At 69.2% G+C, this 26,268-nt stretch carries 22 protein-coding genes; 11 read left to right on the forward strand and 11 right to left on the reverse strand.

All coding sequences use genetic code 11. From position 1 onward, the window contains the following. Positions 1-41: 41 nt before the first annotated feature. The gene (locus ACQEU1_RS33435) at positions 42-2,018 is read right to left on the reverse strand and encodes an alpha-1,4-glucan--maltose-1-phosphate maltosyltransferase (RefSeq protein ID WP_433210296.1); all 1,977 of its coding nucleotides are present in this window, start codon (positions 2,016-2,018) and stop codon (positions 42-44) included. A gap of 242 nt (positions 2,019-2,260) precedes the next feature. On the opposite strand from ACQEU1_RS33435, the gene ACQEU1_RS33440 reads away from it, so the two are divergent. From ACQEU1_RS33440 to ACQEU1_RS33460, 5 genes are all read left to right on the forward strand, one after another. Next, the gene (locus tag ACQEU1_RS33440) at positions 2,261-3,826 is read left to right on the forward strand and encodes a protein kinase domain-containing protein (RefSeq protein ID WP_433210298.1); all 1,566 of its coding nucleotides are present in this window, start codon (positions 2,261-2,263) and stop codon (positions 3,824-3,826) included. Next, positions 3,823-4,221, forward strand: a complete 399-nt coding sequence (locus tag ACQEU1_RS33445; protein WP_433210300.1) for an Imm10 family immunity protein — start codon at positions 3,823-3,825, stop codon at positions 4,219-4,221. Before ACQEU1_RS33440 ends, ACQEU1_RS33445 begins: the two co-directional genes overlap by 4 nt. A gap of 194 nt (positions 4,222-4,415) precedes the next feature. Then, the gene (gene glgP / locus ACQEU1_RS33450) at positions 4,416-7,004 is read left to right on the forward strand and encodes an alpha-glucan family phosphorylase (protein WP_433210302.1); all 2,589 of its coding nucleotides are present in this window, start codon (positions 4,416-4,418) and stop codon (positions 7,002-7,004) included. Between the two features lie 301 nt (positions 7,005-7,305). Beyond that, a complete protein-coding gene (locus ACQEU1_RS33455) occupies positions 7,306-7,851 on the forward strand; it encodes a hypothetical protein (RefSeq protein ID WP_433210304.1) in 546 nt (181 codons plus the stop codon). A gap of 242 nt (positions 7,852-8,093) precedes the next feature. Continuing rightward, on the forward strand, positions 8,094-8,417 hold the full coding sequence (locus tag ACQEU1_RS33460; RefSeq protein WP_433210306.1) for a hypothetical protein: 324 nt from the start codon (positions 8,094-8,096) through the stop codon (positions 8,415-8,417). 75 nt (positions 8,418-8,492) lie between these two features. Here the strand turns inward: ACQEU1_RS33460 and ACQEU1_RS33465 are convergent, their stop codons facing one another. The 4 genes from ACQEU1_RS33465 to glgX form a co-directional block, all read right to left on the reverse strand. Continuing rightward, complete coding sequence (locus ACQEU1_RS33465; protein WP_433210308.1) at positions 8,493-9,614, reverse strand: hypothetical protein; 1,122 nt, start codon at positions 9,612-9,614, stop codon at positions 8,493-8,495. A 38-nt stretch (positions 9,615-9,652) separates the two neighbouring features. Next, positions 9,653-10,042 carry a rhodanese-like domain-containing protein gene (locus tag ACQEU1_RS33470; RefSeq protein WP_433210310.1) on the reverse strand — a complete coding sequence of 130 codons (390 nt, stop codon included), beginning with the start codon at positions 10,040-10,042 and terminating at the stop codon, positions 9,653-9,655. Further along, on the reverse strand, positions 10,039-10,638 hold the full coding sequence (locus ACQEU1_RS33475) for a cysteine dioxygenase (RefSeq protein WP_433210312.1): 600 nt from the start codon (positions 10,636-10,638) through the stop codon (positions 10,039-10,041). The genes ACQEU1_RS33470 and ACQEU1_RS33475 overlap by 4 nt, the downstream gene beginning before the upstream one ends. Before the next feature lie 247 nt (positions 10,639-10,885). Beyond that, the gene (glgX, locus tag ACQEU1_RS33480; protein ID WP_433210314.1) at positions 10,886-13,000 is read right to left on the reverse strand and encodes a glycogen debranching protein GlgX; all 2,115 of its coding nucleotides are present in this window, start codon (positions 12,998-13,000) and stop codon (positions 10,886-10,888) included. A gap of 76 nt (positions 13,001-13,076) precedes the next feature. On the opposite strand from glgX, the gene ACQEU1_RS33485 reads away from it, so the two are divergent. The 4 genes from ACQEU1_RS33485 to ACQEU1_RS33500 all read left to right on the forward strand — a co-directional run bounded on the left by ACQEU1_RS33485 (position 13,077) and on the right by ACQEU1_RS33500 (position 16,991). Beyond that, positions 13,077-13,919 carry an ABC transporter ATP-binding protein gene (locus ACQEU1_RS33485; protein WP_433210316.1) on the forward strand — a complete coding sequence of 281 codons (843 nt, stop codon included), beginning with the start codon at positions 13,077-13,079 and terminating at the stop codon, positions 13,917-13,919. A 185-nt stretch (positions 13,920-14,104) separates the two neighbouring features. Continuing rightward, positions 14,105-14,884: an enoyl-CoA hydratase/isomerase family protein gene (locus ACQEU1_RS33490; protein ID WP_285646908.1), complete on the forward strand. Its 780-nt coding sequence runs from the start codon at positions 14,105-14,107 to the stop codon at positions 14,882-14,884. Beyond that, positions 14,874-15,830: a class I SAM-dependent methyltransferase gene (locus ACQEU1_RS33495; RefSeq protein WP_433210318.1), complete on the forward strand. Its 957-nt coding sequence runs from the start codon at positions 14,874-14,876 to the stop codon at positions 15,828-15,830. Before ACQEU1_RS33490 ends, ACQEU1_RS33495 begins: the two co-directional genes overlap by 11 nt. Next, positions 15,831-16,991: a THUMP-like domain-containing protein gene (locus ACQEU1_RS33500; RefSeq protein ID WP_433210320.1), complete on the forward strand. Its 1,161-nt coding sequence runs from the start codon at positions 15,831-15,833 to the stop codon at positions 16,989-16,991. On the opposite strand, the gene ACQEU1_RS33505 is transcribed toward ACQEU1_RS33500, so the two are convergent. Beyond that, positions 16,950-17,537: a TetR/AcrR family transcriptional regulator gene (locus ACQEU1_RS33505; protein ID WP_433210321.1), complete on the reverse strand. Its 588-nt coding sequence runs from the start codon at positions 17,535-17,537 to the stop codon at positions 16,950-16,952. The two genes, ACQEU1_RS33500 and ACQEU1_RS33505, sit on opposite strands and share 42 nt — an antisense overlap. A gap of 91 nt (positions 17,538-17,628) precedes the next feature. Between ACQEU1_RS33505 and ACQEU1_RS33510 the strand changes: the two genes are divergently transcribed. Then, entirely contained in the window at positions 17,629-18,018 is a 390-nt protein-coding gene (locus ACQEU1_RS33510) for a DUF4267 domain-containing protein (protein ID WP_433210323.1), read from the forward strand. Here the strand turns inward: ACQEU1_RS33510 and ACQEU1_RS33515 are convergent. The 4 genes from ACQEU1_RS33515 to ACQEU1_RS33530 all read right to left on the reverse strand — a co-directional run bounded on the left by ACQEU1_RS33515 (position 17,954) and on the right by ACQEU1_RS33530 (position 24,685). Further along, a complete protein-coding gene (locus tag ACQEU1_RS33515; RefSeq protein ID WP_433210325.1) occupies positions 17,954-18,679 on the reverse strand; it encodes a nucleotidyltransferase domain-containing protein in 726 nt (241 codons plus the stop codon). The two genes, ACQEU1_RS33510 and ACQEU1_RS33515, sit on opposite strands and share 65 nt — an antisense overlap. Before the next feature lie 24 nt (positions 18,680-18,703). Further along, positions 18,704-20,452, reverse strand: coding sequence for a hypothetical protein (locus tag ACQEU1_RS33520; RefSeq protein WP_433210327.1), 1,749 nt, complete (start codon positions 20,450-20,452; stop codon positions 18,704-18,706). Between the two features lie 62 nt (positions 20,453-20,514). Next, positions 20,515-23,772: a GH92 family glycosyl hydrolase gene (locus ACQEU1_RS33525; protein WP_433210329.1), complete on the reverse strand. Its 3,258-nt coding sequence runs from the start codon at positions 23,770-23,772 to the stop codon at positions 20,515-20,517. 58 nt (positions 23,773-23,830) lie between these two features. Beyond that, positions 23,831-24,685: a nucleoside hydrolase gene (locus ACQEU1_RS33530; protein ID WP_433210331.1), complete on the reverse strand. Its 855-nt coding sequence runs from the start codon at positions 24,683-24,685 to the stop codon at positions 23,831-23,833. A 51-nt stretch (positions 24,686-24,736) separates the two neighbouring features. Between ACQEU1_RS33530 and ACQEU1_RS33535 the strand changes: the two genes are divergently transcribed. After that, the gene (locus ACQEU1_RS33535; protein WP_433210333.1) at positions 24,737-25,489 is read left to right on the forward strand and encodes an acyltransferase; all 753 of its coding nucleotides are present in this window, start codon (positions 24,737-24,739) and stop codon (positions 25,487-25,489) included. Here the strand turns inward: ACQEU1_RS33535 and ACQEU1_RS33540 are convergent. Next, a complete protein-coding gene (locus ACQEU1_RS33540) occupies positions 25,486-26,259 on the reverse strand; it encodes an SGNH/GDSL hydrolase family protein (RefSeq protein ID WP_433210335.1) in 774 nt (257 codons plus the stop codon). The two genes, ACQEU1_RS33535 and ACQEU1_RS33540, sit on opposite strands and share 4 nt — an antisense overlap. Positions 26,260-26,268 lie beyond the last annotated feature (9 nt).

Consider the following 26,268-nt stretch of genomic DNA (forward strand, 5'->3'; position numbering starts at 1 on the left):
CTCGTCGGGGGTTGAGCGGTTGAGCGGGCTGACGCGGTGCCCTAGGAGAAACGTCGTTGGAGGCTCACGACGTGCGCGGTGGCACGCCACGGCTCGAGCCGGATGTAGTTCGCCTGACCCCAGTCCCAGGTCTCGCCGGTGACCTCGTCGTGCGCGATCACGCGCTCGTGCCAGTCGAACCCGAGCTCCGGCAGGTCGAGGTACAGCGTCCCCTCCTGCGCGTTGTGCGGGTCGAGGCTGACGACGACCACGACGGTGTCGCCGGTCTCCGGGTCGCGCTTGGAGTAGGCGACCACCGCGTCGTTGTCGATGTTCTGGAACCTCAGCGTCCGCATCTGCTGCAGCGCCGGGTGCGCCTTGCGGATGTGGTTCAGCTTGCGCAGCCACGGTTCGAGACTGCGCCCGTCCGCCAGTGCACGGGCGTAGTCGCGCGGCCGCAGCTGGTACTTCTCGGAGTTCAGGTACTCCTCGCTGCCCGGCTTCACGGCCTCGTGCTCGAACAGCTCGTAGCCGCTGTACACGCCCCACGTGGGGGAGAGCGTGGCCGCGAGCGCCGCGCGCAGCCCGAACATCGCCGGGCCGCCGTGCTGCAGCGACTCGTGCAGGATGTCCGGCGTGTTCACGAAGAGGTTCGGGCGTGCCTCGTCCCAGTGGTCGCGGACGTCCTCGCCGAACTCGACCAGCTCCTGCTTGCCCGTCCGCCAGGTGAAGTACGTGTAGGACTGGGTGAACCCGAGTTTCGCGAGGCCGTAGAGGCGCGCGGGCCTGGTGAAGGCCTCCGCCAGGAACAGCGTGTCCGGGTAGGCCTCCTTGACCTTCCAGATCAGCCACTGCCAGAAGTCCGGCGGCTTGGTGTGCGGGTTGTCGACCCGGAAGATCCGCACCCCGTGCTCGGCCCAGAAGAGCACGACCCTGAGCACCTCGTGGTAGAGGCCCTGCGGGTCGAGGTCGAAGTTGATCGGGTAGATGTCCTGGTACTTCTTCGGCGGGTTCTCCGCGTACGCGATCGTGCCGTCCGGCAGCTGCGTGAACCACTCCGGGTGCTTGAGCACCCACGGGTGGTCGGGCGCGCACTGCAGCGCGAAGTCGAGCGCCACCTCGAGACCGAGCTCGTTCGCGCGTTCGACGAGGGCGTCGAAGTCCTCGATCGTGCCGAGCTGCGGGTGCAGGGCGTCGTGCCCGCCCTCGTCCGCGCCGATCGCCCACGGTGATCCCGTGTCGTCCGGCGTGGCCACGAGCGTGTTGTTGGGGCCCTTGCGGTTGACCCGGCCGATGGGGTGGATCGGCGGGAAGTAGACGACGTCGAAGCCCATCGCCGCGACCCGGTCGAGCTCCTTGGTCGCCGTGGCGAACGTGCCGTGCACGGCCTGGCCGGTCTCGTCGATCCCGCCGGTGCTGCGCGGGAAGAACTCGTACCAGGAGCCGAACGCGGCCTTCCTGCGGTCGCACCAGATCTTGTGGGTCTTGCCCTTGGTGATCAGCTCGCGCACGGGGTGCTCGAACATGATCTTCTGCACGTCGGCCGCGAGTGCCGGGCCGACGCGTTCCTGCAGCGGCCGGTCCTCGTCGCGCAGCGCTTCCGCGGCGGACATGAGAAGTGCTCGCTCTTGTCGCCTATCGGGTCGCTTTGCCACCCGATCGAGTAGCCGGGCACCGTTCTCAAGATCGTTTGCGAGATCACCGGGGCCTTGACCGGCCGCGATCTTCACCTCAACGGCGTGGTTCCAGGTGCCCCAGGGGTCACTCCACGCATCGATCCGGAACGTCCAGGCACCTTCCTGGTCCGGAACCACGGTCGCGCCCCACCGGTCGAGGCCGATGCCGACCTCGTGCATGCGGGTCTGCCGAGCGACTCGGTCGTTCGGTCCGCGCCAGCTGACTGTCGCCGCGAGTTTGTCGTGACCCTCGCGCCAGACCGTGGCCTGGACCGGAATGTGTTCTCCCACAACGGCTTTGGCTGGATACCTACCAGCCGACACCACCGGGGATACGTCGTCGATACCGAGCCGTCCGCTCATCGGCAGCGCCCTTCCGCCGTGTCGCTTCGCGTTGATGCTTCAAATCCTGCCTTGCTCGATCCAGCCGTGTGACAGCGGGTTACCCCATCTAGATCCGTACCCCGACACCGTCGATCGCACACCTCGAACGAGGATCGTGTCCAGGGGCTTCCGGCCACGTTCCCGGCATTTGGTGTCCTCTTCATTGGACTCTTCGCGTCCAACTCACCGTGTTAAGAGGGCGCTACAGGTACCGTGCGCGCGTGAACAAGCTCGGAGGTCGCTACGTCCTGCTCGACCAGCTCGGCGCCGGAGCCATGGGCGTCGTGTGGCGTGCGCGCGACGAGTTCCTGCACCGTGATGTGGCGGTCAAGCAGCTGCTTCTCAACGACGTCGAGTCGAACGAGTTCCACGAGGCCGTGCAGCGCGCCATGCGCGAGGGCCGGATCGCGGCACGGTTGCAGCACCCGAACGCGATCGCCGTGTACGACGTCGTGGTCGAGGACGGCAAACCCTGTCTTGTCATGGAGTATTTGCCGTCCCGCAACCTGTCGTCGATCCTGGAGCGCGGCCCGATGCCTCCCCAGGAGGCCGCGCGCATCGGTTCGCTGGCCGCGGGTGCCCTGGCCGCCGCCCACGCCGCCGGCATCGTGCACCGCGACATCAAGCCGGGCAACGTCCTCATTGGACGCGACGGCACCGTGAAGATCACCGACTTCGGCATCTCGCGCGCCTTGGGCGACGTGGCCGTGACGAAGACCGGCATGCTGGCCGGTACCCCCGCGTACCTGGCACCGGAGCTGGCCCGCGGCGCCGAGCCCGCGCCGCCGTCCGACGTGTTCTCCCTGGGCGCGACGATCTACGCGATGACCGAGGGCGAACCGCCGTTCGGCAAGAGCACGAACGACCTGGGCCTGCTCTACAAGGTGGCGCGCGGCGACACCCGCCCCCCGATCCGCTCGGGCCCGCTCACCGGGTTGCTGGTGAGGCTCCTGGCCAACGAGCCCTCCCAGCGCCCGACCGCGGCCCAGGCCGCCGAGGAGCTGAAGGCGATCGCCGCGGGCCAGCCCGTCCCGACGACCCGCGTGATCCCGCCGCGCCCGATGACCCCGCCCAACGGCACCGCCGTGATGGGCGCCTCCTCCGGCCCAGGAGCCCAGCGCCCGGCACCCCGCCCGCAGCCCACCCGCCCACCGGCCCCGCTGCCGGCGACCTACGACGACGATGACCGCTATGAACCGGAACCCGAACCCCGCAAGAACAGGGGCCTGGCCATCGCCGCGGCCGTCCTCGGCGTCCTGCTGATCTCCGGCATCGCCTACGCGATCATCAACACGGGCGACAAGGACAAAACCGGCTCCGGCCTCGGCTCGACCCCGAACACGGCCTCCGAAACCGCCGTGACCACCACCGAGAAGCCGGCCGCCCAGCCCCCGGCCCAGACCACCACCGAGAAGCAGACCCCGTCCCAGACCAAGCCGAGCCAGGCCTCCTCCACGAAGCCGCCGGTGAAGTTCACCCCGGCCCAGGTCGTCACCTTCGTGAAGCAGCACTACGCCAAGCTCCCGGCCAACGTGGACGCGGCCCGCAACGACTGGGACCCCGAACAGGCGCCGGACCAGGGCCGCGAGCGGGAGTTCTGGGGCAAGTACAGCAAGCTCGCCCTGGCAGGCGACCCGCTGGTGGAGGCCGACGACGACGGCAACTTCTCGGTCACCACGGCCCTGAAGCTCACCGAGAAGGACGGCGACAAGACCACCACCGTCGAACACCGCCTGGCCATCTCGGGCAAGAACGACAAACTACGCATAATCGGCGAGGACCGGTGAGGCTGCACACCGTCGAGATCGGCTACTTCGAGGACTACGAGGACGACGAGGTCTTGGAAGTGGCGATCGCCGGCGTCGACGCCACCGGCGCACGCCGCTCGTTCTCGTTCCAACGGGCGACCTGCGAACCCGACGAACAGGACGTCCAGGGCGGAATGGACTCCTACTGCGTGTCGAACGAGCGTGGCGAGACGCTCTACGGGTGCCTGCGCCTCGTCCGGCGCGACGGATCCCACCTCACGCTGGAGTTCACCGCGGACGACGCCGCGATCCTGGAGCTCACCGGGCCGGTGGAGGCGGACCTCGGGACAGCGGACGGCGCCGAGTTCGGTGCGAAGCTGCGCGACGTGCTCGACTGGGGAGCGGAGGACAGGCGGCCGGAACTGCACCTCTGACGGCCGTCGGGAGCCGAACCCACCACCCGCGCGCCGTCACCGGACCGGGTGCGAACCGGAGGCCCCCGACGCCGCCCCCTACCCGTCTGACCAGCTCACACCCCCTGCCGGGTCTGAACCGGTTCTGCAAGTCGTTGCAGGTGTGACCGGGAACGTTGTCAGGCACTCAGGGGTGGCAGGTAAGTTGCCTCGTCATGCGAGCACTTCGCCGGTTCACCGTCCGAGCCAGCCTGCCGGAGCCCCTGTCCGCACTGAGCACGCTCGCCACCAACCTGCGCTGGACGTGGCACCCGCCCACGCAGGAGTTGTTCTCCTCGATCGACCCCCGCGTGTGGTCCGAGGTCGGTGGCGACCCGTTGCGCCTGCTCTCCGTCGTCGACGCGGGGAAGCTGGAGTCCCTGGCGAGAGACGAGCAGTTCCTGCTCAAGGTCCACGCGCTCGCCACAGACCTGGAGCGGTACGTCGGAGGGCCGCGCTGGTACCAGCGCCGGCAGGACGAGATCGCCCAGCGCCGTGAGCACGGGAGCACCAAGGACACGCCGCTGCCGACGAGCGTCGCGTACTTCAGCATGGAGTTCGGCGTGCACGAGGCGCTGCCGAACTACTCGGGCGGTCTCGGCATCCTCGCCGGCGACCACCTCAAGGCCGCCAGCGACCTCGGCGTGCCGCTGATCGCGGTGGGGCTGCTGTACAGGTCCGGGTACTTCCGGCAGTCGCTGTCGCTCGACGGCTGGCAGATCGAGCACTACCCGGTGCTGGATCCGCGCGGGTTGCCGCTCGAGTTGCTGACCGAGCCGTCCGGGCTGCCGATCCTGGTGCACGTAGCGATGCCGGGCGACCGGATGTTGCGCGCCAAGATCTGGAAAGCGCAGGTCGGGCGGATTCCGCTGCTGCTGCTCGACTCCGACGTGGAGCAGAACGACGAGGACCTGCGCGGCGTCACCGACCGGCTGTACGGCGGCGACCAGAACCACCGGATCCGGCAGGAGATCCTCGCCGGCATCGGCGGGGTGCGGGCGGTGCGCACGTTCTGCGAGCTCACCGGCCACGCGCAGCCCGAGGTGTTCCACACCAACGAGGGCCACGCCGGGTTCCTCGGCCTCGAGCGCATCCGCGAGTACATCACCAACGACGGTCTCGACTTCGACCAGGCGCTCACGGCCGCGCGCGCCGGTGCGGTCTTCACGACGCACACGCCCGTGCCCGCCGGCATCGACAGGTTCCCCGTCGACCTCGTGCAGCACTACTTCGGGGCCGAGAACCTCGTGCCCGGCGTGAACACGCAGCGCATCCTCGCGCTCGGCGCCGAGGACAACCCCGGCATGTTCAACATGGCGCACATGGGGCTGCGGCTCGCCCAGCGCGCCAACGGTGTGTCCAAACTGCACGGTGAGGTCAGCCGGGACATGTTCCGCGGGCTCTGGCCGGGCTTCGACGCCACCGAGGTGCCGATCGGGTCGGTCACCAACGGCGTGCACGGGCCTACGTGGGCCGCGGCCGAGATGAGCAAGCTGCTCGGAGCGTCCGAAGCGGACAACCACACCTCCGGCTTCGGCATCGGGTCGTTCGAGCCGGTCACCGACGCCGGTCTGTGGGAGATCCGGTCGACCCTGCGCGGACGCCTCGTCGACGAGGTCCGGCGCAGGCTGCGGGAGTCGTGGCTGCAGCGCGGCGCGTCGGCGCTGGAGCTGGGCTGGACCGACGGCGTGTTCGACCCCAACGTGCTGACCGTGGGCTTCGCACGGCGCGTGCCGACGTACAAGCGCCTCACGCTGATGTTGCGTGATCCGGAACGGCTGCGGAACCTCCTCCTGCACCCCGAACGGCCCGTGCAGCTCGTTGTCGCGGGCAAGTCGCACCCGGCCGATGACGGTGGCAAGGCGCTCATCCAGCAGATCGTGCGCTACGCCGACGAGGCGGGCGTACGGCACAGGATCGTGTTCCTGCCGGACTACGACATGTCCATGGCCCGGTACCTGTACTGGGGTTGCGACGTGTGGCTGAACAACCCGATGCGCCCCCTCGAAGCGTGCGGCACGTCCGGCATGAAGAGCGCGCTCAACGGCGGCCTCAACCTGTCCATCCGCGACGGCTGGTGGGACGAGCTGTACGACGGCTCGAACGGCTGGGCCATCCCGACCGCGGACGGCATCACCGACCCGGTCCGCCGCGACGACCTGGAGGCCAACGCCCTCTACGAGCTGCTCGGCCAGCAGGTCGCGCCGTTGTTCTACGACCGCGGCGAGGACGGCGTGCCGACCCGCTGGATGTCGATGGTCCGGCACACGCTGGCCTCGCTCGGGCCGGTCGTGCAGGCCTCGCGCATGGTCCGCGAGTACGTCGAGACGTACTACGCGCCGGCCGCCGCGTCCGCGCAGACCGTCGTCGGCGAGGGCTACCGGGGCGCCAAGGAGCTCTCCGCGTACCGCCACCGGCTGCGTGCCTCGTGGACGCGGGTGCGGGTGCTCGACAGCGACCTGGTGCTCGGCGGTTCGTCGGTGCCGGTGCTCGGGTCGCCGGTCATCGTGCGGGCCCGCGTCGAGCTGGCGGGACTGGAACCGTCCGAAGTGGACGTCCAGGTCGTGCTCGGCAAGGTGTCGCACGACTCCGACGAGCTGAAGGACATCGTGTCCGCGCCGATGAACTACGCGGGCAACGGCAACTACGAGGCCGAGGTGCCCCTGCCGCACGCAGGTGCGCTCGGCTACACCGTCCGCGTGCTGCCCCGGCACGGCCTGCTGGCCACCTCGGCGGAACTCGGCAGGGTCGTACTCGCTAGTTGACCCTTTTACGAGATCAACACAGGGCATCCGGTTCGTCGGACAACGGCGAGCTGGATGCCCTGATCTGTTCGTCTTCCTTGTTGCCTGTTCACTGCTCGTAGCGAGCTTCCCGCGTGTACCCGGCGATCCCGTCGCTCAACCGAATGACCCCTTTTTCGAGCGGGTGAATTCGCGATCTCCGCTGGTAGGGGGCGAGATGCGGGCTTACGCTCGTCGGCATGGAATGAACCGCTTCGGAATTTGCTGAACGAATTTCCAGAGGCGGATCCACGTGAATTGCGCATTGAGGAAGAAGGTAGCCGTGAAGAAAACGATTACCGCACTCTCGCTCGTCGCAGCACTGTTCACCGCCTCTGCCGTCCCGGCTGCCAGCGCGGCGCCAGCCGCCCCAGAACTCCCAGCCGCCTGTGCCGGACTCGTCACCGACCTCGCCGGAAAGCTCACCAAAACCGTCAGCAGCCTGCTGCCCCTGCCCAACGTGGGCGCCGTCACACCGTTGATCGGAGACCTGCTCGGTCTGGTGACAGCGTTGCAGAGCTCCGGCTGTCTGCCGACACCTCCGGTCAGCGTGCCGGGCGTGCCGATCCCGAAGGCGGCCGTCGAGTACGCGGGCCCGGTCGACCAGTGCCTCCCGGTCGTGCTGAACCTGATCTCCACCATCGCCGGGCTGGGCGGCACGGTGCTGGGCGCGGCCGGAGGCGCCCTGCCTGACGTCGGCAAACTCACCGGTCTGCTGACCACGTTGCTCAAGACCGTCACCGACCTGCTGAGCAAGTGCGGCCTGCCGGCGCCTCCCGGCGGCCTGCCCGCGCTGCCCGGCCTGCCGCTGCCGATCCAGAACAGCTAGCTGTCCCACGCGGGGTGGAAAAGGGCCCGTCACCGATCCCGGTGACGGGCCCTTTGCCGTGTGCGGAGAGTAGTATTCCGTTTGGGTCGGAATAACCTGGACGAGCTGCGATGTCACCCATTTGTCGCAGTTCAAGGGATTTTGCGTAAAGCACACAATGGTGCGACTGATTCGTAATCTGCGCGGAGATGTGGTTAACCTGAATTTGCTCGATCCGCTGCTCGAAGAACGGAAAACTGCAGATGATCAAGAAAGCAATCGTCCTCGGTGCCGCTATCGCAGGCATGGGACTCTTCGCGTCGACCGCGCACGCCGCTCCCACCCAGAGTCGTGACGTGCTGGACACGCAGCTGATTGGTCCCATCTCCATCACCGCGCTGTCGCACAACCCGTGGACTCCCGGCAACGGCAACGTCACCGGATCGGGCAACATCGGAGGCAACGGAAACAACGTCGGAAACAACAACAACGGCGGTAACGGCAACAGCAACGGCGGTGGCGGCAACAACGTCGGCGCCGGCAACTCGGGTGGGAACGGCAACAATTCGCCCGGCTTCCCCGGCTGATCCGGGACCGGAGGATTCGTCTGGCACCTCAGCTGATGTCTGACCGGCGCGCGAGCACCGGTCGGCTTCCCCAGGTCAGCTGACCTCCAGACGGGCGCGGGTCGCCGCCACCCGCGGACTCCAGCCCGCGAGCTCGTGCGCTTCGGCCACGAGCTCGCGGGCTTTCGCGTTGTCGCCGTCCGCCATCCACGCCCGCGCGATCGTGATCAGGTCGTCGGCCCGTCCGACGGCGTTCTCGCTGGTCTCCGCCGAGTACCCGGCGAGCTGCCGGGCCGTCGCGGTGTCGCCCTCGACCAGCGCCATGATCGCGAGCGTCCCGTTCGCCCGGTGCTTCGGGTAGCCGGCCTGGTAGGCGCTGCCGAACATGCTCCGCGCTGTCTCCAGCCCCACCTCGGCGGGGAACTGCCCGGCCTCGACCGCCAGCACCGCGACCCCGGCGGCCGTGGCCATGACGAACGCCAGGTCGCGCGTGCTCAGGTCCTCGCGGGCGGTCAGCCCGACGACCGTCTGCATCGCGTCGAGGTACTTCGCGCGGGCGCACGACGTGACGACCTTGAGCCCCACGACCGTGAGCAGGTCGGGGTGTTCCCGCACCAGCTCGGTGTAGATCCGCTCGGCCTCGTCGACGTCCCCGCGCTGGTAGGCGTCCATGCCGGCGACCACGCGCGGCCGTGCCTCCAGCTCGCCCAGCGGCCGCCCGGTCAGCCGCGGCAGCGTGAACACGTACCAGCCGAGACTCGTGTGACCCGGCTTCTCGAACGGCATGAGCAGCAGCAGGAAGCACCCGGTCGCGGCGAGCGCCATGCCCTTGCCGAACGACGACCCCGCCGCGAGCCACGTCAGCCCGGCGACCAGCGCGCAGAACGCGATCGCGAACGCTCCGGTGAGGACGGTCCGCCGCCGCACCCCCGGCTTGAGTCCGCTCAGCCCCACGGTCGCGAGGACCGGGATCTTGCGCAGCACCACCCGCTGGTGCGTCCACGTCCACGACTTGAGCTCACCGCCCAGCCCGATGATCACGTGCGTGATCCGGAGTCCGAAGAGGACGGCGCCGAGCGCGAGACCCGCCTGCGCGGCCATCAGTTCGACGAGCAGACCCACCAGAGCCCCGGCCAGCCCGAGGTAGAACTCCGAGAGGGTCCAGGCGATCGTTCCGGCCACCACCAGGGCCGTCACGACCCAGCGCACAACAGTCACGATCAGCAGACGCTACCGGCGTGGGAGCGGTTCCGGGCTCAGACCACCGGCTGCGACCCGCCCTCGCGGACCGGCAGCCCGGCCGCCCGCCAGCCGCGGAACCCCCCGACCAGGTCCGTCGCGTTGGGAAGCCCGACGCGTTGCAGGTCCCGTGCCGCGAGCGACGACGAGTAGCCCTCGTTGCAGACCACGACGACCGTGGTGTCCGCGGTGAACCCCGGCAGCCGCCAGTCACCTTCCGGGTCGAGCCGCCACTCCAGCACGATCCGCTCGACCACGACCGAGTTCTCGATCTCGCCCTCGGCCAGCCGGTTGTGCGCAGGCCGGATGTCCACGACCAGCACGTCCTCCAGCGCCAGCACCTCGTGCGGTTCCAGTCGCTTCAGGTGCGACCGTGCCTCGTCGAGGATGGTGTCGAGCTTGCTCACGGGCCCTCCAGGTCGGCCAGCCGGCGCAGTTCGGCCAGCGGCAGGCGTTGCGCGGGCAGCGGCGGGATCGAGTCGGGGATGTCGAGCAACGAGCCGTACTCGCGCGTCGGCACGCACGGCGGCGAGTACGCGTGCACGGTCGCGGCCGGCGCGTTGAACGGGTTCAGCACCTGGTGTGCGCGCCCCGACCCGAAGCCCAGCGCGTCCCCGGTGTCGCGCACGGCCGAGCGGACCGGCCCGGCGGGGTAGCGGTAGTCCTCCTGCAGCTTGCCCTTGAGCACCGTGAACGAGCCCGCGGAACCGCCGTGGTCGTGCGGCTCGGTGCCCTGGCCCGGCAGCCACGACAGCAGCCACAGCTCGACGCCCTCGGTCAGCCCGAGCCGCGCCCACCAGCGGTGCTCCGTCGAGTAGTCGAGGATCTGCAGCAGCCCGGTGGTGAGCTCGCTCGCCACGAACGACGTCAGGTCGCGCAGCTCGCGGGGCGTCCACAGGTCGCGCGACGGGTGGATCACGTCACGCAGCAGCCGGCTGTCCAGCGCGGGGTGGAGGTCGAACTGTTCTTGTCCGGGAAGGTTTTCGGCATACGTCGAAGTCACGCACTCGCTCCTGAAGGCCGCGTCGTTTCGGGGGTAGCGACTCAGACGCGACGCAGGGCGCTTTCGTCAGCGCGCGCGTCGCGTCGGGCTACACCCGCACGACGCCACGAGTACGAAGTCGATCGTGCGGTCGGTCCAGCAGTAGACGACCACGTCCGTGATGGTGCCAGACGCACTCTGAGTGTGGCTAGAGCGTCCATTTGGCGGAAGAACCTCGGACACAGACCCAAACGGCCGCAAGGAGTTCTCAGCGCGGGATGCGGAGCAGCAACAACGAGCGGGCCGGTACGGCGACTGTCGCACGTGGAGCGAGCGAACCGGGATTCGCCGGCGATCCGTCCACCGTCGTCGTGTCGAGGAACGGTTCGTACGACGGCCCGTAACGCTCGTGCGGAAGCGTCACGCTGATGGCCTCCGCACCGGCGTGCATCAGCATCAGCCACGAGTCGTCGGACACGAGCTCACCGTCCCGTGTGCGCGACAGGCAGTTCGAGCCGTCGATGAACATGCCGAGCGTGCGGCGGCTCTCGTCGAACCAGTCCGTCTCGGCCATCTCGACGCCATCCGGCCGGAACCACACCAGGTCGGGGTTGCCGCTCGGCGTCGTGCGGCCCTCGAAGAACTCGGGCTGGCGCAACGCGGGGGAGGACGCGCGCAGGTCGATCAGCCGCTGGGTGAAGCCGAGCAACGCCTCACCGGCGTCGCTGGTCGTCCAGTCCACCCACGACACGGGGTTGTCCAGGCAGTACGGGTTGTTGTTGCCGCCCTGCGTGCGCCACATCTCGTCGCCCGCCGTCATCATCGGCGTGCCGGTCGACAGCAGCAGCGTCGCGAGCAGGTTGCGCGCCTGCTTCGCCCGCAGCGCGAGGATCTCCCGGTCGGTCGTCTCGCCCTCGGCACCGCAGTTCCACGACCTGTTGTCGTTGGTGCCGTCGCGGTTCTGCTCGCCGTTCTCGTCGTTGTGCTTGTCGTTGTAGGACACCAGGTCCCGCAACGTGAAGCCGTCGTGCGCGGTGATGAAGTTGATCGACTGCCATGGCCGGCGCAGGTCGTCCGCGTAGAGGTCGGACGAGCCCGACAGCCGGTACGCGAGGTCGCGCACGGACGTGTGGCCGCGCCAGAAGTCACGGACCGTGTCGCGATAACGGCCGTTCCACTCCGCCCACTGCACGCCGAAGTCGCCGACGCGGTAGCCGTCACCCGTCGCGTCCCACGGCTCGGCGATCAGCTTCGACCGGCACAGCACCGGGTCCGTCGTGATCGCGGTCAGCAGCGCCGAGTCGCGGTCGAAGAACCCGCCGCCCGGCCTGCCCATGGTCGAGGCGAGGTCGAACCGGAACCCGTCGACGCCCATCTCGTCCGCCCAGTACCGCAGCGAGTCGGTGACCAGCCTGACGACCTGCGGCGATCCGGCGTCGAGGGTGTTGCCGCAGCCCGTGATGTCGACCGTGCTGCCGCCGCCCGCGTGCAGGTAGTAGCCCGGCGCGTCGTACCCGCGGAAGCAGATCGTCGGGCCGTCCGGGCCGCCCTCGCAGGTGTGGTTGTAGACGACGTCGATCAGCACCTCGATGTTCGCCGCGTGCATCGCCGCGACCATCGTGCGGAACTCCTGGATCTCGTTGCCCGGCTCGCTCGCGTACGCGGCGTGCGGCGCGCAGTAGCCCAGCGGCGAGTAACCCCAGTAGTTGCTCGCGCCGCGGCTGATGAGCGACGGCTCGTCCTGGAACGCCTGCACCGGCAGCAGTTCGATGCTCGTGACGCCCAGCCGCGTCAGGTGCTCGATCGCGGCCGGGTGCGCGAGGCCGAGGTACGTGCCGCGCAGCTTCTCCGGGATCTCCGGGTGGTTCTTCGTGAAGCCCCGGACGTGCATCTCGTAGATCACGGCCTCTTCGAACGGCACCTCGGGCTTCACGCCCGTGTCCGCGCCGCCCGGCGAGCTCACCACGCTCAGCGGCACGCTGCCGAGCGAGTCGATCGCGGACGGCGGGCCGTGCATCGGGTCGCCGACGTACCCGAGCGACGCCTCGAGGTTCGTGATGCGTCCCTCGATCTGCCGCGCGTACGGGTCGACGAGCAGCTTGGCCGGGTTGCAGCGCAGCCCGCGGCCCGCGTCGTACGGCCCGTGCACCCGGAACCCGTACCGCTGGCCGGGCGTGACGCCGGGGATGAGGCCGTGCCAGACGCCGAATGTCCGTTCGGTCAGCTCGACCCGTTTCTCGGTGCCGTCGTCGTCCACGAGACACACCTCGACCGCATCGGCGACGTGGGACGTCACCGCGAACCGGACACCGCCTGCCTCGGCGTGTGCCCCCAGTGGGAACGGACGGCCTGCCAGCACCTCGGACTCGGGTCGAGTAGCCATGCTCCGATCTTGGCATCCGGAACCGACAAAAAACTTGAGACTTCACACAGGCGGCCCAGCGGCGAGGGACACCCCGATGAGTGGTCGGTCGGGGGCCGTTCGGAAGAATGGGGGCGTGGCGGACGTCGACGTGACAGATCTGGTCGTGCACATGGCGGGCGTGTCGGTCCGCCGAGGCAAGAACACGCTGGTCGGAAACATCGACTGGAGCGTGGAACTGGACGAGCGCTGGGTGGTGCTGGGCCCGAACGGCGCCGGCAAGACCACCCTGCTAAGGCTCTCCAGCGCCGACCTGCACCCGACCAAGGGCAAGGTCCATCTCCTGGGTGAACGCCTGGGCAAAACGGACGTGCAGGAACTCAAGCCCCGAATCGGACTCTGCTCGGCCGCGCTCGGCGGCCGCATCCCGCCCGACGAGAAGGTCGTCGACCTCGTCGTCTCCGCGGGCTACGCGGTGCTCGGCCGCTGGCGCGAGGAGTACGGCAAGCAGGACACCGACCGCGCCCGCGAGCTGCTCGGCACGCTCGGCATGGAACACCTCGCCGACCGCCTCTACGGCACGCTCAGCGAGGGCGAGCGCAAGCGCACGCTGATCGCCCGCGCGTTGATGACCGACCCGGAGATGCTGCTGCTGGACGAGCCGGCCGCCGGCCTCGACCTGGGCGGCCGCGAGGACCTGGTCGCGAAGCTCTCGGAGCTCGCCCTGGACCCGGACGCGCCCGCGATGGTGCTGGTCACGCACCACGTCGAGGAGATCCCGCCGGGCTTCACACACGCGCTGCTGCTCCGCGAGGGCTCGATCGTGGCGCAGGGGTTGCTGGACGACGTGCTGACCGAGGAGAACCTCTCGAAGACGTTCGGGCAGGACCTGGAGCTGCAAAAGTCGGGGGAGCGGTTCTTCGCCCGCCGGAAAGTCTGAGTTTTTGGCCGCTGCTCCGCAGACGGCGGCGAGTTCGCCGGGAAGTCGGTCGTCCGGCCAATCGCCGGCACCGAATTGGGCTCCGCCGAATCCGGCACCGGCGGTTGACCGGACGACCGACGCGAACTCGCAGCTACTGCCGGGTAACGTGACACCGTCGTCGCGACAACTGATGGAGGGCTGTCTTGGCTGAGTTCGTGAGGCTGGAAGTCGAGGACGGGATCGGGACGATCCGCCTGGAGCGGCCGCCGATGAACGCCCTGAACCGGCAGGTGCAGACCGAGCTCCAGGCCGCCGCCAAGGAGGCCTCCGAGCGTTCCGACGTCTACGCGGTGATCGTGTACGGCGGCGAGAAGGTCTTCGCGGCCGGCGCGGACGTCAAGGAGTTCGCGCAGATCTCCCACGCCGAGATGACGTTGCGGGCCAAGGGCCTGTCCGACGCCCTCGGCGCGCTGGCCTCGGTGCCCAAGCCGACGGTCGCCGCGATCACCGGCTACGCGCTCGGCGGCGGCTTCGAGGTCGCGCTGGGCTGCGACCGCCGGATCGCCGGTGACAACGCGAAGGTCGGCCAGCCCGAGATCCTGCTCGGCCTGATCCCCGGTGGTGGCGGCACGCAGCGCCTCGCCCGGCTGATCGGCCCTGCCAAGACCAAGGACCTGCTCTACACCGGCCGGTTCGTCGGCGCCCAGGAGGCGTTGGAGCTCGGCATGGTCGACGAGGTCGTGGCGCCGGACGACGTGTACGCGGCGGCCAGGCGCTGGGCCGGGCAGTTCGTGAACGGGCCGGTGCTCGCGCTGGCCGCGACGAAGGCCGCCGTCGACGGTGGTCTCGACACCGACCTCGAGTCGGGTCTCAAGCTCGAAAGCCACCTCTTCGCGGCGCTGTTCGCGACGGAGGACAAGAAGGCGGGCGTGGAGTCGTTCATCGAGAACGGTCCCGGAAAGGCGAAGTTCAGTGGCAACTGACCCGGCACCCAACCCCCACGCGACCGCCGAAGAGGTCGAGGCGGCGTACAAGGACACCAAGCTCGCCCAGGTGCTCTACCACGACTGGGAAGCGGGCACGTACGACGAGAAGTGGTCGATCTCCTACGACGACCGCTGCATCACCTATGCGACGGACCGGTTCCGTGCCGCCGCGGGTGACGTCGGCCCGTACGAGCACGCGCTGGAACTGGGCTGCGGCACCGGCTTCTTCCTGCTGAACCTGATGCAGGGCGACGTGATCAAGAAGGGCTCGGTCACCGACCTGTCGCCCGGCATGGTCGAGGTCGCGCTGCGCAACGCTTCCCACCTCGGGCTGGACGTCGACGGCCGCGTCGCCGACGCCGAGCGGATCCCGTACGACGACAACACGTTCGACCTCGTCGTCGGCCACGCGGTGCTGCACCACATCCCGGACGTGGAGGCGGCGATGCGCGAGGTGCTGCGCGTGCTGAAGCCCGGCGGGAAGTTCGTGTTCGCGGGCGACCCGACGAACATCGGCAACTTCTACGCGCGCAAGCTCGGCCAGGCGACCTGGTGGCTGACCACCAACGTGACCAAGGCCGTTCCGGTGCTCGGGTCGTGGCGGCGTCCGCAGGAGGAGCTGGACGAGTCGTCCCGCGCCGCCGCGCTGGAGGCCGTGGTCGACCTGCACACTTTCGACCCCGACCAGCTGGAGGCGACGGCTCGCCGGGCAGGCGCGGTCGGGGTGCAGGCCGTGACGGACGAGCTGTCGGCCGCGTTGTTCGGCTGGCCGGTGCGGACGTTCGAGGCCGCGGTGCCGCGCGAGAAGCTGGGCTTCGGGTGGGCGATGTTCGCCTACCGCACCTGGCAGAACCTCTCGTGGGTCGACCAGAACGTCCTCTCGAAGGTGCTGCCGCGCGAGGTGTTCTACAACGTGTCGATCACCGGCAGGAAGTCTTCGTAGGTGGGGTACGCGTTCACCGCGGACGACGTGGCGTTCCTGCGCTCTGCCGCGGGAACCGCCGCGTTGGACCGGGTGGACGGGTTTCCGCTGACCGACGCCTCGCGGGTGCGCGACGTCGAACGCGCTCGCCAGCTGCTGGGGCCGTCGTTCGCGCCGGTCGTGGAAACCGTGCTGTTGCGGCGTCGCGCGGTGTCCAAACTGGACTCGGCGGGGTCGTGGCTCTTCACCGACGACGCTCTGCAGCAGGCGACGGCCTCTGCGGTCGCCCGGCATCGCGCGCAGCGGTTCGCCGGTCGGTCCGTGCACGACGTGACGTGCTCCGTTGGTGCGGATCTGTTCGCATTGAGCTCGGTGGCCTCGGTGTGCGTCGGCTCAGACCTCGATCCGGTCCGGGTCGCCATGGCGCGCCACAACGTTCCGGGTGCGCCGGTCGTGGTCGCCGACGCGTTGCGGCCGGTGTCCCGTGCTTCGGCGGTGACGGCGGACCCGGCCCGGCGTGACTCCGCCGGCCGTCGCAAGTGGAATCCCTCGGACTTCGTGCCGCCGCTGGACGAGCTGGCCGAGGTGTACGCGGGCGTCGACCTCGCGGTGAAGTGCGCGCCCGGTATCGACTTCGCGGTCGCGCCGTGGGCCGACGAGATCGAGGTCGTGTCGCTGGACGGTGCCGTGCGCGAGGCGTGTCTGTGGACGCGAGGCCTGGCCACGCAGGGGGTTTCGCGTCGCGCCTCGGTGCTACGCGGGGAGTCGTCGTGGACGCTGACCGATGCCGAACCCGACGACTGCCCGGTGGCGCCTCCCGGTGCCTGGTTGATCGACCCCGACGGCGCGGTCGTGCGGGCCGGGCTCGTGCGGCACTACGCGGCGCGGCACGGGTTGTGGCAGCTCGACGAGCGCATCGCGTACCTGAGCGGGGACGTGCCTCCTGCCGGCATCCGGGCGTTCCGCGTGCTCGAACACGGGCACTACGCGGAGAAGTCGCTCAAGGCGTTGCTGAAGACGCGGGGGATCGGCGTGCTGGAGATCCTGGTGCGGGGGCTGGACGTCGACCCGAACACCCTGCGCAAGCGCCTGAAGCTCGCCGGTGCCGGGTCCGCCACCGTCGTGCTGACGCGCGTCGGCTCAAAGCCCGTTTTCGTGCTGTGCCAGGCTGAGCGCACCTAGCAGCAGGTCCAGGCGGGTGTCGTCGTACGCCGACCGGAGCCTCTCGCCCTGCGTGAGCGTCGCGATGCCGTGCAGCGAGCTCCAGAAGACCTCCGTCAACGCCTCCAGGTGCCGGTCGCCCCGAATCGGCTCGACCGCGGCGACGAGCTCGCCGAACGCGTCGAGCAGCTCCTGCGGTGCGTCGTCCGTGCCCCACGGGATGTCCGACTGCTGCACGAACATCGCGTCGTAGAGCGCGGGCCGCTCCTTCGCGAACTTCAGGTACGCCTCCGCCGCCGCCCGCAGCCGTGACTCGCCTCGGGATGGCCGGGCCTTCCGCAGCACCCGCGCCAGGTCGCCGCAGCCCTGGATCGCCACCGCGCGCACGATCGCGTCCTTGCCCTTGAAGTGGCTGTACAGCACCGGCTGGCTGTACTCGACCTTCTCCGCGAGCTTGCGCGTCGTGACCGCGTCCCAGCCCTCCGCCTCGGCCAGGTCCCGCGCCGCGTCGATGATCAGCTGGTGCCGTTCGGCCCGCTCGCGCTCTCGCCGGTTCTGAATGCTCACGCTCGAAAATCTAGCACTGCTAGACATGCGAGCGCGCCGCTGTTAGCGTCGCTCGTGTCGCTAGCAGTGCTAGATTTCTCTGGAGGATGAGATGCGCTTCAACACGATCATGGGATGGCTCGTCGTGGCGGCCGGCTTCTACTTCGGCCTGAGCTACCTGCTCAACGGCGAGGCGTCCGCGGCCGGGTTCGGCATCGTCGACCCGGCCGGCTACTACGTGGTGAAAGGCGTGCGCGACATCGCCTACGCGTTAACGGCCCTGATCCTGCTGCTCCTGGGCCACCGCAGGGCGTTGGGCTGGGTGGTCCTCGCCGACGCGATCATCCCGATCGGCGACTGCCTGGCCGTGATCACCCACGGCGGCACGGTCGGCTACGCGCTGATGGTGCACGGCTCCGCGGCCGTGCTGGTCCTGCTCACGGCCGGCCTGCTCCTGCGTGAGACAGCGCCTGCACGGCTTCCCGCACCTCAGGCTCACTGATCTCGGCCACCAGCAACCCGGTCAGCACCTGAAATGCCCGTCGCAGCTCGGCGGGATGCGTGGACAACACCAACGTCCCGTCGAACGCCTGAGTGTCGCGCAGGTCGTCCAGCCCGCGCCCCTGCACCGCGTTCACGCCCTCGCGCAGACACCACAACGCCATCACGTTGTCCCGCATCCCGTTGAGCATGTGCACGGCCTGCCACACCCGCCCGCGCGCGATCGACGACCGCGCGTGCAACGCGTACAACCAAGCCATGCCAACAAGTCCGTCCCGTTCCGGCTGCCGCGCGTGCGGAATCTCGTTGGCCTCACCGAACAGCAGCTTGAAGGTCGGCCCGGTCGCCCCGAACTCACCCGACGGCCAGAACGCCACGTCGACCTGCAACGTGGAGCGCATCAGGAACACCCGGAACAACACGGTCCCGCGCCGCACGTCAAGGTGACTGACAGCGCCGCACGCGTAGAGCAACGCGGTCCAGTCGTCCACCACGGCGTCAAGATCACGCTCGACGGACAGCGCGAAGTCGATGTCCGACCACCGGTCCTCGGCCCCCACCGCGGCCGACCCGGTCAACGCGGCCCCGACCACCCGGGGATCGTTCCCGGCGGCGTTGACGAGGTCACGACGCAACTGATCGCGCTCCGAAACGGTGAACACCGCACAACCCTATAAGCCGTCACTTCAGCCCGGCTTGCGAACCAGGTTCGTGTACCCGGCCAAAGCCAGCGTCGCCAACCCCCACACCGCGAGCTGCACCAACCAGATGGCGGCGGTGAACGCCTGCCCCTTCTTCGAGGAGGTGTCGAGGTCGCACCGAGCCCGCATCCCGGTCATCGCCAACGGCAAGCCGCGATCCAACCCGAGCCCCACCAACTCGACCGTCGAACAAGGCGTCCCAGCCCCAACCGGCGCCGTGGCAACCCGTTCCGCCACCAGATGTCCAGGCCGCGTGGAAACCTGCCCGGCCACCCACCCCAGCGCCCCGGCCGCCACGAGCACCAACGCCAGCGCCGCCGCCGTCCTGCGCGCCCGGTACCCGTACCCGGCCAACGCACCCCACAACCAGTGGAACCACCTCGTCAGCGGCCCGCCCAACGACTCAGGACTGCGCCGCCGCAGATCCGTCTGCTGAGCCATGAGGATCTGCCGCACGGTCCCGTCGTGCCCGGCAGCGCGTTCCACGGCGGCCAGCCGCTGGTAAGCAGACGCGTGGTATGCGGGCGTGTGACAGCGGATGACGTGCAGCCACTCTTCCCAATGCCACGTCGACGAGAGAGAGGAGTAGCTGAAGTCGTCGAGCCGCACACGGCCCGTGTGGTCGCACGTGCTGCCTCGACGCTTGTCGGGACACACGCTCGTGTGCGGTAACCGCACCGCTCCCGCCACCACCATGGACCGCAGGTTCAGCGATTCCGGCTTCGCCACCAGCTCAATCGACTCCGCGCAGAGGAACCAGTCACCGGCCCGGACGTTGTTCAGGCTCACCGCGCAGCTGTCCCCGCCCGCGGAGAGCCGGGTGATGCCGGTCAAGGTGATGCCGCCGCCGACGTGCGCGCGATCCAGAGCCACGGCGGCACCGGCGCCGGTCGAGATCTTCGCGTCGGTGACGAGGAAGGACCCGTCGATCTTGGCGTCGCCGGCGTCCAGTCCCGGCCCGCCGGTGCCGGCGATCTCCGTGTCGGACAGCACCACCCGCCCCGACACGTGCGTGCCGGTGAGCAGAAGTGCTCCCGCTTCACCGCCCGACGTGAGCCGGTTTCCTTCCTGCAGGCGGATGGGGCCACCGACGTCGGCGGCCCTGACCCCCAACGCCGGTCCCGCGTCGTTCGTGATCTCGGTGTCCGTCACGACGAGGTTCGAGGCGAGCCGAGCACCGTTGAGCGACACCGCCGGGCGCTCGCCGTGTCCCACGAACCGAGCCCCTTGCAGCAGCATCTGGCCTCGGACCGTGAGCTTGTCCGCGTTCAGGGCGGAGCCCTCGGCGTTGGTGATCCGCACGTCGCTGAACTCGGCATCGCCTCCGACCTGACCGCCGATGAGCCTGATCGCGCCCCGCTCGTCGTTCCGGTCGACGCGCACCCCGTTGCGCAGGAAGAGATCCCCGTCGACCTGGAGACCGTCCGCGTGGAGCCCGGCGCAGCGGCCACCAGAGAACAGGAGGTCGGGCAGGGTCGCGTACCTGGCCTCGATCGGCTCTTCGATCGTGCAGTCGACGAACACCAGTCCGACCGAGGCCTTCACCCTGTCCAGATCGAGAACGCCCTGGATCCGGGCGCCGTCCAGCCGCACGCCGGCTGGGTCGAGCTCGCCGTGGCGGCCCAGCAGCAGGTCCCTGATGAGGCCGGCCGGCACCGGGGCGTCCTTCTTCGTGCACACCAGCCACTCGCCGTCGCGGGCCGCCGTGACGAGCCGCTGCTCGATGTCGCTCACCCACGGATCATCCCTGCAAAGGGCGGCTCCGATGGTCGAAACGGAGCCGCCCCAAGCAAGAACTACCCGAGTGCCACAGCGAAGACGTGCATGTTGACGTCATCCGGCAGCACGACGGACGCGAGCGTCTTGCCCTCCGGAGCCACGTACGTCTTCGTCGCGAAGATGTGCGTGGCGACCTTCTCGTTGCCACCGCCCGACTGGTTGCGGTACGGCGTGTTGGCGACGATCACGTTGCCGAAGCTGGGCGCCGCCCCGCCGCCGCCCAGCGTCCAGTCGCTGAACCCGACCTCGACCTGCGCGGTGGTGCCGTCCGTGAACGTCACCGTGGCCGCCTTGGCCCGCGCTCCGTTGGCCGCCGAACCCACGAAGGCGAGCTTGGTCCCGGACAGGGCAAGCGTTTGCTTCTGGGCCGTCGCGTTGTCGGGACGGCCGGGAGGCGAGGACGGCCAGGTGTACGTGAGGTCGTCGACGGTGGCGGTGCCACCCGGCGGGAGACCGGCCGTGGCCAGGGCTTCGCGCGAGTAGCTGTAGCCGCCGCCGTCGAAGTCGCCCTCGCCGTCCGCGTCGGCCGAGGCACCGACGTTGTTGACGGCGGCGAGCATGCTGCCTGCCGGCGCCACCTTCACGATCTGCGGCAGCACCACCGGTTTCGCGGCACCCTCGACGGTCACCGTCACGGTGATGTCGTAGAAGCCTTGCGCGGTACCGGCATCGGCCGTGACCGTGAAGTCCGAGGGCACGGTGCCGGTGGCGGGCGTGAAGGACAGGCCCGCGGGTCCGGTGATCGCGTAGGTCGCCTTCGGGTCGCCGTCGTAGAGCTTGACGGAGTTGACCTTCGCGGTGACCGACTTGCCGGGCTCCACGACGAGCTGCCGCGGTTCGACGGTCAGGAAGTACGGCTGGTCGTGCTTGATCGGCTTCTCGCCGTCGCGGAACGACGGAGGGGCGTCGGAGCTGCCCGTGCCCCACGACGAGGCCGTCCTGCCCAGCACGAAGTCGAGCTTGCCGCCGCGTTCCACGAACGACTCCGGCAGCCAGGTCTTGGTGGCGGCCTTGCCGTTGACCTTCAACGACTGCACGTACTTCGTCGCGGTGTTGGCCTGCGGGGCGTTGATGGTGATGTCCTTGCCGCCGCCGCGGTTGATCTTCACCGAGGTGAACAGCGGCGCGCTCAGCACGAGCTCGGCGCGCGACGGCACCTGCGGGTAGATGCCCATGGCGGTGAACACGAACCACGACGACATGGCGCCGAGGTCGTCGTTGCCGGGGATGCCGCCGGGGGCGTTCTTCCACAGCGTGTTGATGGTCTCGCGCAACGTCTCCTGCGCCTTGGCCGGCGCGCCCGTGTAGTTGTAGAGCCACGGCACGTTCACGGACGGTTCGTTGTCCAGTTCGGACTTCGCGCCACCCTTGCCCGTCAACGCCCAGCTGCCGTCGGCGTTGTGGAAGAAGTCGTCGAGCCGCTTGTTGGCGCGTTCCTTACCGCCCAACGACTCCACGAGCCCGGCCACGTTGTGCGTGACCATCCACGTGTACTGCGCGCTGCTGCCCTCGACGAACCCGTTGCCGGTGTCGGGCGTGAAGTCCTTGACCCACGTGCCGTCGGCGTTGCGGTTGCGGATGTAGCCGCCGGTGGAGTCGGCGACCGGGTCGAAGTTGTTCTGCCACCACTGGGCGCGTTCGGCGAACGTCTTCGCGGTCTTCTTGTCGCCGCTGCGTTCGGCGAGCTGGCTGATCGCGAAGTCCGCCGCGGAGATCTCCAGGGTCTCCGCCGCGCCACCCCACGCGTTCGACACGGCCGGCATGTACTTGTTCTGCAGGTACTTGTCGAGCGACGGGCGCTGGCCGACCGACATCACGGCCCAGCCGTCCTTGCTCAGGTCCAGCGCGGTCGGCACGGTCGCGGCCTTCACCAACGACTTCAGCGACGACTTGAGGTCGTAGTCCTTGCCGCCGAACGCCGAGATGGCCGCCAGCGCGATCGGTGCCGGGTCGCCGTTCATGACGTGCGTGCCGCCGCCGTTGTGCGTCCAGCGGTCCCACACGCCGTTGTTCTGGTCGGCCTGGTTGAGCAACGACTGCGCGATGTCCGAACCGACCTGCGGTTCGAGCATGGTGAGCAGCTGCAGCTGCGAGCGGTAGATGTCCCAGCCGGAGAACGTGCCGTACTGGGCCTTCTGCCGGCGTTTGTCGATCTTGTGGGTCTTGCCGTCGAACCCGGCGTACTCGCCGTTGACGTCGCTGAAGAGGTTGGGGTGCAACAGCGAGTGGTACAGCGCGGTGTAGAACTTCGTCCGCTCGTCATCGGAGCCGCCGCCGACCTCGATGCGCTTGAGCTGCTTCTGCCACGCGATGTACGCGTTGTCCCTCATGTCCTCAATGGACTGACCCTTGTTCTCGGCCTTGAGGTTCTCCCGCGCGTTCTCCAGGCTCACGTAGGAGATGCCGACCTTCATGCCGACCTGGGAGCCGGGCGCGAAGCCGAGGTAGGCGCCGGAACCCTTGCCCAGCACCGGCCAGCCGTTCGTCCCGTACGTCGTGCCGCCCTTCGCTGACGTGCCACCGGGCGTGACAACGTTGTCCTGGTACGTGCCGACCTCGGTGAACGCCTGGTCGAACTCCGCCACGAAGTGCAGCGTGTAGTAGCTGCGGCGGCCGACCTGGTTGATGTAGCCGCAGAAGTTGCCGGACGTCACGGAGCCGGTGATCGTCCGCTTGTCCTTGTCGATCACGGTCTGCGCGTCGGAGCTGCCGACCTGCGACTTGGACGTGTTGACCAGCACCGTCGCCGGCTTGTCGGCGGGGAAGCTGAACCGCGCCGCACCGGTGCGTTCGGTGGCGGACAGCTCGGCCTTTGCCCCGGACTTGAGCGTCACGTCGTAGCGGCCGGGCTTGGCCACCTCGTCGGCGTGCGCGAAGTCGCTGGCGTAGACCGCGTCCGTCGCGTCGGTCGTCGGGCTGGTCGTGACGGTCCCGACGTGCGGGAAGATCGGGATGTCACCGCTGCCGCCCGCACACCCCGTGCCGGACATGTGCGTGAGGCTGAAGCCGCGGATCTTCGTGGCGTCGTACCGGTAACCGCCGGGAGCCGCGGCGCGCAGGGTGTTGCCGCGGGACGCCTCCGGGCTGAAGGAGAACATGCCGAACGGCACGACCGCGCCGGGAAAGGTGTTCCCGAGGTTGGTCGTGCCGATGAACGGGTTCACGTGTGCTGCCGGATCCGGCACCACCATGATCTGGGGCTGAGCGGAGGCAGGGACCACTCCGAACGTCATGGCCGCCACTACCGCAGCTGTCGTGAGGACTCTTCGCTGCATGGACGCGGACCCTACTTTCCGTGCCCGCGTAACCCCAGAGAGCGACGTGAAGTTGTCGTCAAACGGACAACCGCTGCTCCATGAAGGCCCTCAACGCGGGCCAATCGCAGTCTTCCGCGACCTCTACCTGGTGCTTTCCCTCGACGAGCGCACCCTCGTCGTCGATGTCGAGCCCGTGGGTCGCGAGGCGCAGCGTCCCGGGCACGATCGCCTCCGCCACCGCCACGGCGTCGTGCACCAGGATCCCCTCCTCGCGGTCGGAGTGGTTCTGGTCCTGGTGCGAGCTGAGGTACTCGCGGTAGGTGCCCGTGAGGTTGCTGAGCACGGGGTCGACGTTCGCGAGGAACGCCGTGTCCGCGATGCACCGCTGCGTGAGGTTGAGCGGCACCACGATCGGGTTGCCCTTGCGGATCACCGTCCGCGCCGCCTCCGCGTCCGCCCAGAAGTTGAACTCGGCCCGCAGCGTCATGTTGCCGATCCCGAGCCCACCACCCATGACGATCAGCCGCGGGAACACGATCCCGGCGTCCAGCGCCCTGGCGATGTTCGTGAGCGGACCGATCGCGGCCACCGTGGTCTCGGGCGTGAGGTTGTCCGCGAAGAACTGGACCACGTCCTCGCCGCGCACACCCTCGGGGTTCTCCGGCAACGTGTGCGCCTGCCCGCCGAGCCCGTCCTCCCCGTGCACGTCGGCGGCACCACCAGGCCCGCCGAACCCCTTCACCACGGGCACGTCGGTGCGCTTGAGGTGCGCGAGCAACCGCAGCGCGTTCGCCGTCGTGAGCTCCAGCCCGACGTTGCCGAACACCGTGGTCAACGCCCTGAGGTCGACCTCGGGACTGCGGGCGGCGAGCGCGATCGCGAACGCGTCGTCGACCCCGGGATCGGTGTCGATGATGAGAGGAGTGGCCATGCCACCAGCTTGCCCGAGACGCTCCCGGCACCCGAAGTTACAGTGCCGTCCATGACTTCGATGTGGGGAGCACCCGTCTGGACGCGCTGGCGCAGGTCGCGCCGGGACCCGATGCAGGCGCGGTTCCTCACGATGGCCTCCCTGCGCTGGGTCCTGCGCCACCGCGCCTACACCCCGTGGTACCTGGTCCGGTACTGGCGGCTGCTCAAGTTCCGGCTGCTCAACCCCCACGTCGTGCTGCGCGGCATGGTGTTCTTCGGCAAGCGCGTCGAGGTCATGGCCCGCCCCGGTTTCGGGCGCCTCGAGATCGGCCGCTGGGTCCACATCGGCGACGGCAACGCCATCCGCTGCCACGAGGGGTCGCTGCGCATCGGCGACAAGGTGGTGTTCGGCAAGGACAACACCGTCAACTGCTACCTCGACATCGAGATCGGCGCGTCGTCGCTCGTCGCCGACTGGGTGTACATCTGCGACTTCGACCACAAGGTCGAGGACATCACCCTGCCGATCAAGGACCAGGGCATCGTGAAGACGCCGGTGCGGATCGGGCCGGACTGCTGGCTCGGCGCCAAGGTGACGGTGCTGCGCGGCACCCGCGTCGGCCGCGGGTGCGTGCTCGGGGCGCACGCGATCGTGCGCGGGGACATCCCCGACTTCAAGATCGCCGTGGGCATGCCGGCCAGGGTGGTGCGGGACCGGCGCGCGGACTACGAGGCGGACGCGCAACGCCGTGCGGACATCGCCGACATGGCCCGCAAGGCCAAGGACGCCCTGGCCAAGCGGGCTGAGGACGCGTCGGCCTAGCGCACCATCTGCCGTGAGGTGAGCGGCGCGAGCTGCGGGCGCTTGGGGACGAAACCGTCGCCCGGCTGGCGGCCGATCAGCTTGTTGCGCGTCCGCGTGTAGGCGACGGGCAGCACCTGGTCGCGCAGCCACCGCCAGTGGTCCAGCACCGAGGCGGACGCGGCCCTGCCGTCCAGCGGCGTCAGCCAGGCCGGGTCGAACGGGATGTCGAGCGTCGACAGCACGTGCCCCGCCAACCGCCTGTGCCCCAACGACGACAGGTGCAGCCGGTCCGGGCCGAAGTAGCGCGAGTCGTGCACGCACTCGTCGTCCTCGACGTCGATCAGGATCGCGCCGTAACGCGAAGCAGCACCCCGCACGGCCGTGTTGAGGGCATCGATGCGTGGCTTCATGCGCCAGCCGAACGGCATGCGGTGCGAGATGTCGCTCAACGTGAAGACGGCGACGGTTGGCGCGAACGACGTCACGGCGCGCACCATCGCGTCTGCGCGCGCTGCGATCTGTTCCAGCGTTGCGTTGGACATGACGTCGTTGCCGCCGCCGAACAGCACCACCAGATCGGGTTCCAACGCGCGCGCGGACGGGACCTGCTCCACCAGCATCTGGTCCAGGCGACGGCCGCGCACGCCGAGGTTGGCGTAGCGGAAGCCCGGCGCGTCCAGGGCGGACGCGACTCGGTCCGCCCAGCCCCGGTACCGGCCGTCGGGAAGCAGGTCGTCCAGGCCCTCGGTGCAGCTGTCCCCGAGCGCCACGAAGCGTTGGTATTTCATTCAGTCCTC

Origin of the sequence: Lentzea sp. CA-135723, assembly GCF_050936595.1 — a bacterium.
Lineage (GTDB): Bacteria > Actinomycetota > Actinomycetes > Mycobacteriales > Pseudonocardiaceae > Lentzea.

What these genes read in the sequence shown, in the direction of transcription:
- ACQEU1_RS33435 (WP_433210296.1), bottom strand. Translation starts at nt 2,018, where the DNA reads ATGAGCGGACGGCTCGGTATCGACGACGTATCCCCGGTGGTGTCGGCT.
- glgP (WP_433210302.1), top strand. Translation starts at nt 4,416, where the DNA reads ATGCGAGCACTTCGCCGGTTCACCGTCCGAGCCAGCCTGCCGGAGCCC.
- ACQEU1_RS33460 (WP_433210306.1), top strand. Translation starts at nt 8,094, where the DNA reads ATGATCAAGAAAGCAATCGTCCTCGGTGCCGCTATCGCAGGCATGGGA.
- glgX (WP_433210314.1), bottom strand. Translation starts at nt 13,000, where the DNA reads ATGGCTACTCGACCCGAGTCCGAGGTGCTGGCAGGCCGTCCGTTCCCA.
- ACQEU1_RS33485 (WP_433210316.1), top strand. Translation starts at nt 13,077, where the DNA reads ATGAGTGGTCGGTCGGGGGCCGTTCGGAAGAATGGGGGCGTGGCGGAC.
- ACQEU1_RS33510 (WP_433210323.1), top strand. Translation starts at nt 17,629, where the DNA reads ATGCGCTTCAACACGATCATGGGATGGCTCGTCGTGGCGGCCGGCTTC.
- ACQEU1_RS33525 (WP_433210329.1), bottom strand. Translation starts at nt 23,772, where the DNA reads ATGCAGCGAAGAGTCCTCACGACAGCTGCGGTAGTGGCGGCCATGACG.
- ACQEU1_RS33530 (WP_433210331.1), bottom strand. Translation starts at nt 24,685, where the DNA reads ATGGCCACTCCTCTCATCATCGACACCGATCCCGGGGTCGACGACGCG.
- ACQEU1_RS33535 (WP_433210333.1), top strand. Translation starts at nt 24,737, where the DNA reads ATGACTTCGATGTGGGGAGCACCCGTCTGGACGCGCTGGCGCAGGTCG.
- ACQEU1_RS33540 (WP_433210335.1), bottom strand. Translation starts at nt 26,259, where the DNA reads ATGAAATACCAACGCTTCGTGGCGCTCGGGGACAGCTGCACCGAGGGC.